We start from the raw sequence: 14,326 nt of genomic DNA on the forward strand, positions 1-14,326 counted from the left end.
TAAATAGAGCATGTCAACGCAAAATTTACTCGTAGTATTGAACGAGTGGGAAAAGTCAGACTTCCTCCCTGCCCCCCTCTGGAACCGCCTCGAAGGCATTGCCCCAAACCTCAAACACTTAACGCCCGATGATGTGGCGGCGAAAGGTTGGGCGACCATCTTCAGCACTTATAAACCCACAGTTTTAGTCACGGGATGGCGCACGCCCCCGCTCCCTTCCGAAGTGGGTCTGGCAAAAGAGTCAGGCCTGCAATACCTCTGCCATTTGCCTGGGTCGGTCCGTAAACTCATTCCCCGAGTCTGGATTGAGAACGGATTAATAGTTAGCAATTGGGGCCGCTCAATCAGCCACGTCGTGGCGGAATGCGGACTCATGCTAACCATCGCTGGACTACGACGCGCGGGCTATTGGAACAACGCCATGCACCAAGGCCCAGCATGGAAAACCGACACCCTTGACACGCAGTCGCTTTTTGGCCGCAAAGTGGGCATCCATGGCTTTGGCGCGATCAGCCGTTGCCTCGTCAAGTTGATGGAGCCATTTGGCGTGGAAATTTCCACTTTCTCGCCCAGCGTTTCCGATGAAGGCTTGGCCGAGTACGGCGTCTCACGCTGCACTTGCCTCGAAGAACTGTTCGCCGAAAACCATGTGGTCATCGAACTGGCGCCTTACACACCAGAAAACGAAGGCATCGTGAATGAACGCCTGCTACGCATGATTCCAGACGGCGGGCTCTTCGTCAACATAGGCCGTGGAGCAGTCGTCGATGAAGATGCGTTGATTCACGTGCTCAGAGATGGAAAGATTCACGCAGCGCTTGACGTTTACACCATCGAACCCCTGCCCGCCGATTCCCCATTGCGGACTTTGGAAAATGTCCTGCTCCTGCCGCATCTGGGTGGCCCAACGGTAGACCAACGCCAGACTGCGGGCGCCTATGGCTTGGCCAATATCGAGCGCTACCTCCGCGGAGAAAACCTCGAGAGCATCGTTACCCTGGACATCTATGATCGCGCCTCCTGAACATGCCGTCGCTTCATCGAGATGGCTGACTGATCGCGCACTGCGGTTGCTCCGCCCTCTCATGACGCGCATCAACCCCGGCGAGGCCAAGCTGGACTTGCAAGGCCGCGCATCCGATCACGATGCCCGTGCTGATCGCCTGGAAAGCTTCGCCCGTCCGTTTCATCTCTACGCTCTCCTACTGGGACACCTGGGCGAGAACATGCCGGACGAAGCAGCCAACTGGCGCGACCAACTGAGCCTCGCGCTGCAAAATGGCGCCGATAAAAACCACCCAGCCCATTGGGGGCCATCCACAAACTTTCATCAGCATGTTGTGGAGATGGGCCTACTCGTGCTAAGCCTCGAGATCAGCCGCGAGCACTTTTGGAACAAGCTAAACTTTGCAACGCAAAGCTTGGTGCTTGATTGGTTGGAGACTGCGCGCAGCGTGGCCATGCACTGGAACAACCACATGTTCTTTGGCGTTTATACGCTGGAATTCCTCCGCAAAGAAGGCCGTGCGCGCCGAGGCGATCAAGCCCTTATCGACGGATGGATGCGTGAGCTGGAGACCATGTATCGCGACAGTGGCTGGTTTCGCGATGGACTAAACGACTCAGCTGATTATTACAACGCCTACGCCTTTCATTACTATGGACTCAACTGGGCGCTCTTCTTCGGCCAGGACCGCCTGGAGCAATGCGAGTTTTGGGCCAGCCGCGCCGATGAGTTTTTATCCGGATTTCACTACGTATTTGCGGAGGACGGCGGCGTCCCCAATTTTGGTCGTTCGCAAACCTACCGTTTTGCCACCCTGGCGCCCTACGGGCCCGCCTTGATGCTGGATTGCTGCCCCACACCACACAGCCATGTGCGCCGACTCAGCGAAGACCACCTCGACTTCTTTCTCGATAAAGAAATTTTCACGCCGGAGGGCTGGCTCAACATTGGCTGGACCGATGAAAACCCCGCCATCGCCGAAACCTACTCATGCGTCTCCAGCACCTACTGGGCAGCCAAAGGATTCTCACTGCTGCTGCTTCCGCCTGATCACCTATTTTGGCAATCCGAGCCAGCAAGCAAAGAATCGGTTTACAGCGATGGCCATACTCACACCAAAGGCGTAGGCCTGACAATCAGGCGATTCGCAGGCGACACAGAAATCATCAACAGTGGCTCTGCCATTGCGTTGATGAATCTGCGGTATTTCGCATCCAAGTGGTCCAAGCTCGCCTACCGCGCCTCAGCGGGAACCGTCCTGCCAGATCGCAATAATCCACATCCGCTGGACCTATCGCTGGTCGCGGAATTCGGTGACCTCCGCCTCGGCCGTCACTTGACGAATCCCACCGAATACGGCGATGACTTCATACGCTGCGCCTACACATTGGGCCAAAAAACGTTCGACGAAATGGTCGCGGTCGAAACGCACATTGCCTGGAAAGGACCCTGGCTTTACATCGAACACACGATCCACGCCAGCGCGCCCTGCACCCTGAAACAAGGTGGGTTCGCACTAGGCTTTGATGAAATTGGCTCAGCGAAAATCGCTAGTCATCAGAGCGACCAGCTTATCCTTCGGCGAGGCAAAGACACTGCCGCCCTGCAAACAATCACCGGCTTCTCATCACTTTCCGCAACACCGGATAGCTCACACAACGAGCGCCGCCACACGCTCTATCAACGACACTTAATTCCCGTCGCTGAAACTGAGATTGGCGCTGGTGAGACCAAGCTCGCCTGCCTGATTTATTACGGCCCCAGTGATGAGCGCGCACGCCCTTGGACCGCCTTGGGCAACAAGGAATCTTTACACCTAAACCACCCCTTTTATAATGATTGGCATCCCTCTCATGCGTAACCCCATTCTAAAACGCAGCGCCCTGGTCGCCGTCCAATTACTGGCTTCACTATCCGCCTTTGGACAGACGCAGTGGACTCGCCCTACGGCCCTGCCGGAAATACCGGCTGAACCGCCGCGCACCTGGATTTTGACAGACCAGCAAAGCGCCTTTCGCGACTATTGCACAACCGGCGAAGGCCAAGCGTTTTATGCGCGCATCAAACAGGGCTTCGACGGAAAATACCTGGCAATGCCCTTCCCGGCGGAGCCCGAATCCTTTGGCGACAGCGATCCAAAGAAGCGCACCTCGGCGAAAATCGACGCCTGGCGGGAAGCGCAGGACACTTCGAACGTCGTGGCAGGCATTGCTTCAACGGCGACGATTATTTGGCGCGTCAACGGCGAGCAGGCATACCTCGACAAGGCGCGCGAATTTCTCGTGAAACTGTGCGATTGGGACCCCGAAGGCACCACCGGCATCGAGTACAACGACGAAACGAACTTCCGCCTCTTGCGCCTCATGCCCGAGGTGTATGACCAGATTCGCAACGAGCTCAGCGCCGAGGAAAAAGCAAAAGTCCTGACAATGTTTCAACGCCGTGGGCAAACCAGCTTCGAGCACATTTTGCGTAAGCGAACTGGTCAGCTAAAGCGTAACTCCCTGGAGGTTGAGCCTTCGAGCCATCCCGTTCGCTTCATGCCGATGCTTGGCATGATGGGGCTCGCACTTTGGGACGATTTGCCCGAGGCGCGCGACTGGTTCGCCTTTGCCTATGAATTCTACGAAAACCGTTTTTCACCCTGGGGCGGAGACGATGGCGGGTGGGCCGAGGGCATGGCCTATTGGCGAGGCGTTATTGAGCACGCATCTTTTCAAGACGCGCTCCTGCTCATTGATGCCCCCGAAGCTTATGCACAGCCCTTTTGGCGAAACACCTTTTACTTCCCGGTCTATTTCCTGACTCCATGGCGCTCAACCGCCTACGGCGATACGCCCGTTGCTGGCGTCATTGGAATGGAGCCAGGCATGCGTGACTTCATCATCCACGGCGCCAAGGTCCAGCAGGACGGCTATTTGCGGGCTTACGCCGACCTCTATGAAGACTCACGCGCACTGCCCGAAGAAGAACTTGAATTCAAGCTCTGGCGCAAATACCCAACGCCAATCGAATACCTGCTGCGTGATTTCCTCGTGGCTGACAGACCCTTGCCCGCTGCGAAAAACCTCAGCAGCCTACCACCCAGCAAATACCTCGAAAGCATTGGCTGGGTTGCGATCCACACCGACTTAGGCAACCCGGACAACGACATATTCTTGCAATTCAAGAGCAGCCCCTACGGTTCATTCAGCCACAGTCACGCCGATCAAAACGCCTTCATCCTGAATGCCTTTGGCGAGTCGCTGGCCATCAATTCCGGTTACCGCGAATACCACCGCAGTCCCCACCATAAGGGCCACACGCGACAAACGCTTTCCAAAAATGCTGTGCTGATCGGCGGGGAAGGTCAGCCCGCACAGGATGCGAGCGCGACGGGTAAAATTACGCAGTACATCACCAGCGATAGCGCTACCTGGATTCGTGGCGACGCCACGGAAGCCTACCGCGCCAACCCGAAACTGAAGGGGCTTGAGCTCGCACAGCGCGACCTGATCATGCTCAAATCTGGCGTCGTAGTGATCCGCGATGAAATCCGCACACCGCAACCGACTCCGATCCAATGGATGATCCACAGCGTCAAGGCGCCAGAATTTAATCAAAACTCAATAAAGATTACTCAGAACGGCGTGGAACTACTCGTGGCATTGGATTCACCTGATAATTCGTTTGCTGTGTCGGTGTCTGAGGAGTTCGCTACGCCAGTCGATCCCAAATACCTCAGCCAAGGCTATGACCTCCAGTATCACTTGACTGCGACCACGCAAAAGCCGCTCGAAACGACCGTTATCTACGCGGTAATGCATGCTAATAAAGGAGATACCCCTCCTCTCAAGATCATTGATTCACAATCAGAGTCAGTCGAATTCACGCTGCCTGACGGGAAAACCATGAAAATCGATTTCGCGCCCGGCCAGCCAAAGATATCTCAGTCGTAACAAAGTAGCGCCTTGCATCAGTCGTTAAATTTGCTTTAATAATTATTCAAAGCAATGAAGACGACACCCCCCAAGAAAACCAAACGCCTGTCCCAAAAGCAAATCGCCTCGGATCTGGGGGTCTCGCAAACGCTGGTTTCCATGGTCCTGAATGGCCGAGCAGACGGCATTGCCAAGTCATCGTTTGAGCGCATTTGGAATTACGCATTGATCAATGGCTATTCGCCGCGCGGCATGAAAATGGACGCCGTGCTTTCGAACAGCTTGTCGATGGGCATGGCGACCGTGGGCTACATCTTGCGCGCGCCACTCCGTCTGGCCAACAAGAGCAACTTCTTCAGCCATGTGCATCAAGGACTCCATGACTGCCTGACCGAGCATGGCGCCAAGACTGTTTTCCTCGGCTCGGAAGACATGCTGACCGAAAAGGATTTCGAGCAATTTGCCAAAACCCGCATCCACATGCGCGGCCTGGTGATCATGGGCGAAGTCGAAGAAGATGTCGTGCGGCGCTTGGCGGATCTGTTTCCCAAGGTGGTTTACACGGCCGCTCGTTTGCCGGGTGTCTGTCACTCTGTGGGCGCCAATGAAGCCGACGCATCGGAAAAACTGGTCGATCACCTGACCAAGCTTGGCCATGATCGCTTTGCCTGGCTCGGCGGCTCGCCTGGCACCATGCGCCACAATATTCGCTACCACTCCGTGGAAGCCGCGCTCAAGCGGCGCAACCTCAAACTGGAGGCCATGGAAGACGATAAGACCGGCGGCGCTGACCGGCGCGAAGGCTACGACTGCGCGGAGTCCCTCCTCCAGCGCATGGGCGATAACCCACCCACAGCCTGGATCTGCTTTAATGGCCTCATGGCTCGCGGCGCCATCAACTGCTTGCTCAAGCATGGCGTCGAAGTCGGCCAGGACATCAGCTTAACCGCATTGGACTACACCCGCGTGCGCGACACCGAGTGGCCAACGATCACGTCATCCGGCTCGGCCCCGGAAGAGCTCGGACGCGTCGCGGGCGAGCTGATTTACAGTGAAGCCGAAACGAAATATTTTCAGGACATCGTGGTCCCGGCACAATTTTATGAAGGCGAAAGCACCGGGCCCTGCCCCACGGGCAAACGACCGACCGAGAAGCTCGTTTAGCGGCGACGCGTCAATTCCCCAGACCGATTTGCGCAAGCTTGTCTGGATTGCGGTGCACAAAAACGCTTTGGATTTTTCCATCCACAACTGAGAGGCTAAAGGCCGAATGCACCCCGCCATTGTGCACCAAGTACAGCGCTGGCAGCCCGTTAAAGGCAGTCCAATGCGCCTCGCTGACCATGCCGCGCTTGTGCGCCTTCGCAAAGACGCCGACAAAAAACCGCCCAGCCTTATCTGGCGTCTCCAATACCCGACGCGCCGATAGCACTTTGCCTCCACTGTCGCTGACTACGGTGACATCACTGGCCAATAACGACTTTAACTGCTCCAGATCTCCGGACTTGCAGGCTCCAAGAAAGGCCTCCAGCAAATGCGCATGGCGCTCAGAGTCAAAGTCGTACCGAGGTCGTTGTTCGCGTAAGGAAGCCCGGGCTCGCGTGGCAAGTTGACGGCAGGCCGGCGCGGACTTCTCCAGCACTTCAGCGATTTCATTGAACGTCAGGCCAAAGACATCGTGCAGCAAAAATGCCGCGCGCTCTGCTGGGCTCAGACGCTCCATCGCCAGCATCAGCGCAATCGTCACCGTATCATCCACCATGGCCTGCTTGTCCGGCGAGGCCTCATCGACCAACAGGGGCTCGGGCAACCAAGGCCCGACATAGGCGACACGTTGGCGCTGGGCGGACTTCAAGCGGTCGATCGCCAGACGGGAAGCAGTTTTGAGCAGCCAGGACTTCATGGATCGCACCTCGGTCGGCTGACTATTTCGCCAACGCAAATAAGTGTCCTGCGCGATGTCCTGAGCGTCGGCCCGTGAGCCAAGCATACGATAGCCCAGGCTCTCGATCGTTCCACGATACTGCTCAAAAGCGTTCCCGTCCATAGCATCACTCAAAGTCAAATTGCATGAGTTGGCAGCTCTCAAAATAGCCCAGCACCCGCTTTGTGCGCGGAAACAGATAAGCCGCCGTGACCACGAGAGCGATCTCGATCAATGCGGCCTCGCCATAACGCGCGCGCAAGGTCTTACGCAGGTCGTTTGTCTCCGCGCTGTAGTCATCCAGCGACTGCACGAAACGTTGCACATCCGCCAAGTGAGGCGGGAGCGCGGGCGTGCCCTTAACCGCGCCGACAACGATGTCGCGGCTTACGCCCGCCTCCAGCGCCAGGCGAATGCTCAATTGCAGGCACGCCCCGCAGTCACTCTGTCGAAAAGCGGCGAGCTTCGCGACAAAGAAGACATCAAGCGGGGCGTGCTGCCGGCAGTTCGCCAGCGGAATGACTTGCTGAAACAACTGCAACGCAGCCGGGTTATGCTCCAGCATGTGGAGCATGTAGCTGACATCGTAGTCGTATTTAGCCGCATAAGCTTCGATTGCTTCGCGGACTGCTTGGTTTGGGTCAATGGTTGTTGCTTTCATCGCCCTTTACGACGAATCAGCAAGCGCCAGTGTGACACCAGCTGGCAATTTTTCTAAAAAATTTTGGTCGGCTCTCTTCGATTAAAACTCAAAGCGGATGCCAGCCTCGACGGAATGAAACTTCGGCGCTTTGATGGAAATCCCGCCCATGTCCTGATCCTCCGATGAGAAAAAGCGGTAACCAACCTCCAGGTGAACGCCTTCGTCCACAATGAAACCAATGCCCGCCATCGCCTGGTAGGCAAAAACGAAGTCATCGCCCAAGCTAGGCAGCATGTAATAGGCGCCGCCCATGCCAAGACCGCCATAGACGTAGGAGCAACCGATAAGCGGGTAGTCAACGAGCACGTTGCCCATGAAGCGACCGATATCGCCTGCGCCACCGGGACCACTGTGCGAATTGGTTTGGAAACCAGGGTTAAACTCAAAGCGAAGCGAAAAGGCGTTCTCGGAGTAATATTCCTCTAAGAGGTAGGAATAACCAATCGCAGCGTCGAGCTGCCAGCCGTCGTTTACGTAGCTTAAATCCGGAAAATTGGCGCCCGCCTTAATCGAACCGTACCAATCGCCCTCAGCAAAGGCGTTGGTACAGGCAAGCGAAGCAGCGAATGATAGAACAAGAGAGATTTTTTTCATTTAGGTATTAGGTTTTCAGTGATCAACAATGCTCGAATGGCATTGAGTCATTGCTCGCCACCACCTCAGTGAACGACGAGCAACTGAATGTGACCTTATCACACCTAGAGTTAACGATTAATTAATCGCCGATCCCATTATCGTTCAGCCAAGCACTTTCTTGCGCGACGACGATGCAGGATGAATAAGCCCAACCCCAGCATGCTCGCCATCCCCAGGTAAGTGGACGATTCCGGCACACTGACAATGCCCGTTCCCGCAGTGCTTTCGTAAACCCAGCCGAGGATAGAGCCCGGGAGCATGGCGTCCTGGAAAATGACCTGCATGTAGCCATAGATTGGCGTGCCCGTATCATAGGGATCATAGGCGAAACCCAAGTACCCGATTTCACCGACTCCAAATTGTTCGGCGCCATCTCCGACATGCGCAAACGGATCGCCGATGTAGCCGCCGGACACCAAGAGCGCCGAGTCATACACACTGGTCGAATCGACCGTCAGATCGCCAGCAAGATTGGCAACCGGGCCGCCAACTTCTGTTCGAACGAATTGTATCGAGCTGTCATTTAAAATGCCCAGTCCGGAAAAAAAGAAGTTCACATCATACGAACCTGGAGACGACGTATAGGTGTCGACCGAACTCAGATCGCCACCAAAATCAAGGTAGACGCCTTCAAAGGTGGTCGGAATCTCAATTGGCGAACTGGGCGTCACGCTGACCAAAGCCGCACGGGCGGTCAGCGTGAGCATGGACGCGAGAGTCAGAGCATGGAAAATGTGTTTCATAACGCGGTGCGCAAACTTGCCTGTTAAGGAATTGGAATTACTCGAATACGATGTTTAACCGGAAGAAGAGCGCCTTGCCGTTGCCCACAAAGAATGGACGCGGCACCTCAACGACTTCGTAGTCGCCACCAGCGTCGGATACGACGGTTGGCGTAGCGGACGAGGCATACCAAGTGGCGAGGTCCGAACTGAACTCCACCGTGTAAACCAGCCCTGCGCTGGCGTAGTCCTTTAACCGAACAAAGCGTGCGCTGAAATTAAACGGACTGGTACTCAAGTAAGGCGCCTCAAGGCCAGGAGTGAAATTCGCGCCATCCACCACGATTAACTGGCTGGCGCCCGCTTCGTAGGGGTCAAGGTCAAAGGCGAACTTGATAATGTTCGGAATGCCATCGCCTGCGGGATCATAACCGGGCGCTGCGTCAACGCCCAGCGTAAGCTCATTATCTTCAATCCACCCCAAGTAAGCTTGCGTGATCCCCTGCCATTGTAGCACCGGATAAGACGAGCCTTCGTCAATCTCCCAAACGCTCTCAAAATCCCAACCAGCCGCCAGGAAGTTGGTTTCCATTTGCATTTGCGCAGTGGAGAGACCGATGACGCCAGCGTCGGAGTCATCTGTCGCCTGGCCGGTTGTTTCAATATCCCAGAAGCAATTTTGCGCACCCGTTGTGGCGCGGGAAATATCGGCAACGAAACCTTCGGCTCGATCAGCGTTGATGGAGGTCACCAAGCCAGCGCCATAACACCGCACAATGCTGCCGTCACTGCTTAGGTCGCCACAGAATGATGCGATGCGCGCATCGTCACTACCGATAAAATCAGCAACGGATCCAGTGGCGTAGCAATCCAAGATCAAACCCGAATCGAACTCGGCGACAAAGCCGCCAACGTATTCGCCGCCGACCACATCGACCGCTGCCGCGCATTGACTGATGATGACGTCGTCATCCACCTTACTGACAAAGCCGCCGGCTTCGCCAGAATCTTCGGTGCCGGTAACTGAGCCGGAAACCGAGCAGAATTCAACATAGGAGTCCCCAAGAATTTCGCCCGCAAACCCACCAACATTATCATAGGCGGTGACGCTGATGTTTTTCAAAACAACGTTTCGCACGATCGCATCGTCCACCACGGCGAACAAGGAACCGAGCTCATCCTCCGTTGGCCGGTTCACCGTGAGGCCATCGATCACATAAAAGTAGCCATCGTAGACACCGGTGAAATACTCGATCGGGTCAAAGCCCTGGCCGTCGTTCAAACTTGCGGAAGCCGAGGCGTCGATGTCGGCGGTTTGAATAAATTCCCGATCCCAAAACTCACTGTTTTCAGAAATGAGAATCAAGTCCTCCAACGAATCGATTTCATAAGGCGAATCACTGGAGCCATCCCCGGAAAACGGTAAGAGGCGCACGCCGTAAAACATGCTGTCCGAGGTAACGCCGTCACTGGCGAAAACCTCGACGACGTAGTGATTGTCGCCATTGGCGTCGCCCGCAGGATCGTAGACGGGCTCGGTGATAAAGCTCAGCAGGCCGGAATTTTCGTCGATCGTGAACAGCGCCTGGTCTGCACCTTCGCCACCCGCTAACGAGTAAGTAATGTTAGCGGGGATTGGGCCGCTCGCCTCGACATAGACAACCTCAGTCCGACCGAGGGTGGCCAAGAGAAGATTTTCAGTCTGCAAAAGCACATCGCCATCGGGCACAAACTTGATGCCGTCAATCCAGGCAGCGTCTTCAAATCGCGGGCCAGAGTCATCCGTCTTATCGTAGCTCCAAGTAACGGTGTCGCCCGCCGAGAGCGTCAACCGGACCTCATGCCAATCAAGGAGACCGGAAATCGAATTACCACTGAACCCTGAATCGTTTACGTAGGTTCGCAGGTAATGGTCACCTTCGTTGGAAGACACCTTTTGGTAGTAGATCAGTTCTCCGTCTGCGGGAATTGTAATCGTCAACTCGGCATACTCCTCACGGGGCGCCTGCCCCTTCAGGCTGAAATTACGGCCAGCGGGACGGGAGTCATCACGCACGAGTTCCCACGTTCCATTACCCGCCAGAGTATACGGAAGCAAATCGACCTGGATCGGATCCTGGCTAGGCGCCAGTGTGACTTCAAAAGTGCGGCTGTCGCTCGTAACGCCATCACTGGCGATGACTTCCACCTCATAGACATTGTCCTCATCGGCGTCTCCTGCGGGAGCGAACGTTGGAATCGAAACAAAGCTCAGCACGCCTGTGCTCGAATCGATGACGAATGCTGACTGGTCTGCCCCAGCCCCGCCAACCAACGTATAGGAAATACTGGCGAGGTTCGGGCCAGTTGTCACCACGGTCGTTACTTCAGCCACGCCCTGTAAGATGGGGACATCTGTATCGGGCTCGGCGATCTGAACCACCGTGGACGGTTCGAAGGTGATGCCATCGACCCAGCCTGCGTCGTCATTGTCAAACTCATGACCGTCTTTAACGTAAGTCCAGGTGACCGTGTCACCGGCTTCCAACAAAAGGGAAATTTCTGCCCAGTCCACAATGCCGGTAATCTCAAATCGAGGGAACGCTTCATCGTTCACGAAGACCTGCAGGAAATCATAATCCTCTTCGGATGATACTTTCCAGAAAAACGAGAGATAGCCATTCTCCGCCGCAGTAACGGTGATCGACGTGCTTTCATCATCATCTATGGCGCCGCTCTGCAGGCTGTAGATCCCTCCGTCCGAGCGCGTTGCATCCGAAACCACCGCCCAGTCAGCATCGCCACTCATCGAGTAAGGAAGCAAGCTGGCCTGAATGGGGTCCCCGTCCGGAATCAGCGTCACTTGGAAAACTTTGTTGATCGTCTCAATGCCGTTTGCCACAAAGACCTCGACTTCATACACATTGTCGGCGTTGGCATCGCCTGCGGGGGAAAATACGGGCGCCGTGACAAAGCTCAGTTGACCGGTATTCACATCGATCGTGAAGGCAGACTGATCGGCCCCGGTTCCACCACTCAGTGAAAAGGTAAAATCTCCGGCGCCACTTGCTTCGATGAGTGGTCCGGCAACGCTGCCCTCAACGCCATAGACGACCGTGGGGGAATCGAAACCCAGCGCTAACGGCTCGAAGGTAATGCCATCGACCCAAGCTGTATCCGAATTACGGGATCGCTCATCATCCTTCTCATAAAGCCAGGTAACGGTGTCTCCGGCCGACAAGGTTAATGTAATTTCCTCCCAGTCTTCATCTCCGGAAATTTGGGCGCGCGGATCGCTCTCCGAATTGACGAAATACTGCAGGTAGTCGCGTCTTCGTTCGGAAGAAACTTTCCAGAAGAAAGTTAAATCGCCAGCACTTGGAACCGTCACACTCATAGCGGCGTACTCGTCGTGGTCAATTTCGCCGGCTTGGAAACTGTAATCGCCTCCACCAGAACGCGAACTGTCTTCGACTACGCTCCAGTCCGCATCCCCGCTGAACGCAAGCGGCAGCAAATCGCTGTCGATGGGATCGTATTCGGGAACCAGCGTCACCTCAAAGGTTTCATTAATCGTCTCAGCGCTGTCGGTGGCGAATATTTCGACCTCGTAAACATTGTCGCCGTTGTTATCACCCGCAGGCGAATAGGCGGGGGTGGAAATAAAGCTCAGTAAGCCAGTCGTTTCATCGATCGAAAAAGCAGACTGATCCGCTCCCGAGCCACCAGTGAGTGAGTAGCTAACAGCGCCGTCGCCGCCAGCTACAATCGTTAGCCCAGCGATGCTGCCCTCAAATGCGTAAAGGGCAGTTGGTGAATAAAAATCTAAACCAACTGGCGTTAGAGTAACGCCATCAATCCAAGCCGTATCCTCACCACCATAGTCGGCAAAATCCTTTTCATAAACCCAGGTAATCGTGTCGCCCTCTGAAACCGTGAGCGTTACTTCCTCCCAGTCTTGGTCACCGGAAATTTCTTCGATGAATTCTGAGTTAACGTAGTATTGAAGATAATCAAATCCGTCCTCGGAATCAACTTTCCAAAAGAAGCTAAGGTCGCCGTAAGAGGATACCGTCACACTGATTGCGGAAGTTTGATCGTCTCCGATTTCTCCCGCCTGCAAGCTGTAACTCCCTCCGCCAGACCGCGAGTCATCTGGAACAAGCATCCAGTCCGCATCCCCACTAAAAGTGAACGGGAGCAGACTCGCGTCAACGGGATCGAATTCGGGCGTCAAAGTTACTTCAAAGTTCTTGCTAACGGTCCCAACCGAATCCGTCGCGAAGATCTCGACCTCGTAAACGTTATCACCATTGGCGTCGCCAGCGGGCGAGTAAGCTGGCGGCGTAGTGAAGCTCAGCAAGCCGGAATCCTCGTCGATGGTAAATGCCGATTGATCCGCCCCCGAGCCAGCGGCCAGCGAATAAGTAACGCTGCCGTCGCCGATCGTTTCAATCGATTGCACCGTTGCGTATTTTTCGAAGCCATAGACCTCACTGGACGAGAGAAATCTCAGTGAGTAAGCCGAAAGGGTGATGCCGTCGACCCAGGCCGTATCGCCTCCCTCAGAGACCGAACCATCTTTGTAATAGACCCAGGTAATGATGTCGCCCGCCGAAACCGCTATCACAACTTCCGCCCAGTCTTGATCTCCAGAAATGTCTGTAACCGGATCAATTTCGAAATTCTGAAATACCTCGAGAAAATCATAACCATGCTCCGATGAAACTTTCCAATAGAAGCTGAGATCGCCATCTTCAGGAATCTCCAGTGACATGGAGGTGTATTCATCATCGTCAACATCCCCGCTTTGAAAACTGTAAACACCGCCGCCAGTTCGCGATGTGTCCGTAGTCACAAACCAGTCCGCACTGTGGTCCGGGTCATTTTCGGGCGGTCCAAGACCAGTTTCAATCGGGTCGCCGTCTGTCGCATCGCCAGGTATGGTAAGCGTTTGAGCGCCAGCCGTAGTGGCCAGCAGACTCGACAGCGCCAACAAAATCGTCAGCCGCAACAGCCTCAGCAATTGGTTTATCCGTAAAATATGCATCACGTTTTGGAATGGAAGAAGTTTGCGAACAGTGGTTTTCAAGTAAGCAAAATGGATTCGACTCATACACAACGCGCCTTGCCCATCTAGATCAAAATGATGACAATGTTGTCAGAATAGATTGGCATTAATTTCCTGTAATTTAGCCACGCCCTCCCCAATTAGCAGCAGATCAGAACGCCCTTGAGGGACGTTAATCGACATGCATACATCCACATTTTGAATTTCCGGACAATACCTAGTCTAAGTAACACGGCTAGTGACGCGTAGCCCCCTTGGGGTGAATTGACTGAAAGCTGGAAGAGGACATTTGCTGCCTGCAGGAGTCAGCTTATCTTATTTTTATAACTGAAACCGTATATATTTTTGGAACTGTCCAATTTTAA

The 14,326-nt window shown here is 54.8% G+C and carries 9 protein-coding genes; 4 read left to right on the top strand and 5 right to left on the bottom strand.

From position 1 onward, the window contains the following. Nucleotides 1–10: 10 nt before the first annotated feature. The 4 genes from RBB63_RS01615 to RBB63_RS01630 are packed head-to-tail and all read left to right on the top strand — an operon-like array spanning nt 11 to nt 6,090. Nucleotides 11–1,024 carry a hydroxyacid dehydrogenase gene (locus RBB63_RS01615; protein ID WP_309380431.1) on the top strand — a complete coding sequence of 338 codons (1,014 nt, stop codon included), beginning with the start codon at nt 11–13 and terminating at the stop codon, nt 1,022–1,024. Beyond that, nucleotides 1,008–2,867, top strand: coding sequence for a DUF2264 domain-containing protein (locus RBB63_RS01620; protein ID WP_309380433.1), 1,860 nt, complete (start codon nt 1,008–1,010; stop codon nt 2,865–2,867). Before RBB63_RS01615 ends, RBB63_RS01620 begins: the two co-directional genes overlap by 17 nt. Further along, nucleotides 2,842–4,944 (top strand): heparinase II/III domain-containing protein, encoded by a 2,103-nt coding sequence (locus RBB63_RS01625; RefSeq protein WP_309380435.1) that lies wholly within the window; start codon nt 2,842–2,844, stop codon nt 4,942–4,944. The genes RBB63_RS01620 and RBB63_RS01625 overlap by 26 nt, the downstream gene beginning before the upstream one ends. 54 nt (nt 4,945–4,998) lie before the next feature. Next, nucleotides 4,999–6,090, top strand: a complete 1,092-nt coding sequence (locus RBB63_RS01630) for a LacI family DNA-binding transcriptional regulator (protein ID WP_309380437.1) — start codon at nt 4,999–5,001, stop codon at nt 6,088–6,090. Between the two features lie 10 nt (nt 6,091–6,100). Here the strand turns inward: RBB63_RS01630 and sigJ are convergent, their stop codons facing one another. From sigJ to RBB63_RS01655, 5 genes are all read right to left on the bottom strand, one after another. After that, a complete protein-coding gene (sigJ, locus tag RBB63_RS01635) occupies nt 6,101–6,973 on the bottom strand; it encodes an RNA polymerase sigma factor SigJ (RefSeq protein WP_309380439.1) in 873 nt (290 codons plus the stop codon). Between the two features lie 4 nt (nt 6,974–6,977). Continuing rightward, nucleotides 6,978–7,511, bottom strand: coding sequence for a hypothetical protein (locus tag RBB63_RS01640; RefSeq protein WP_309380441.1), 534 nt, complete (start codon nt 7,509–7,511; stop codon nt 6,978–6,980). Between the two features lie 81 nt (nt 7,512–7,592). Then, nucleotides 7,593–8,147, bottom strand: coding sequence for an outer membrane protein (locus RBB63_RS01645; RefSeq protein WP_309380443.1), 555 nt, complete (start codon nt 8,145–8,147; stop codon nt 7,593–7,595). Between the two features lie 137 nt (nt 8,148–8,284). Continuing rightward, on the bottom strand, nt 8,285–8,932 hold the full coding sequence (locus tag RBB63_RS01650) for a PEP-CTERM sorting domain-containing protein (protein WP_309380445.1): 648 nt from the start codon (nt 8,930–8,932) through the stop codon (nt 8,285–8,287). A gap of 37 nt (nt 8,933–8,969) precedes the next feature. Beyond that, entirely contained in the window at nt 8,970–13,940 is a 4,971-nt protein-coding gene (locus tag RBB63_RS01655) for a hypothetical protein (protein ID WP_309380447.1), read from the bottom strand. Nucleotides 13,941–14,326: the final 386 nt, after the last annotated feature.

It is taken from the genome of Cerasicoccus frondis, assembly GCA_031296915.1.
In the GTDB taxonomy this organism is placed as follows: domain Bacteria; phylum Verrucomicrobiota; class Verrucomicrobiia; order Opitutales; family Cerasicoccaceae; genus Cerasicoccus; species Cerasicoccus frondis.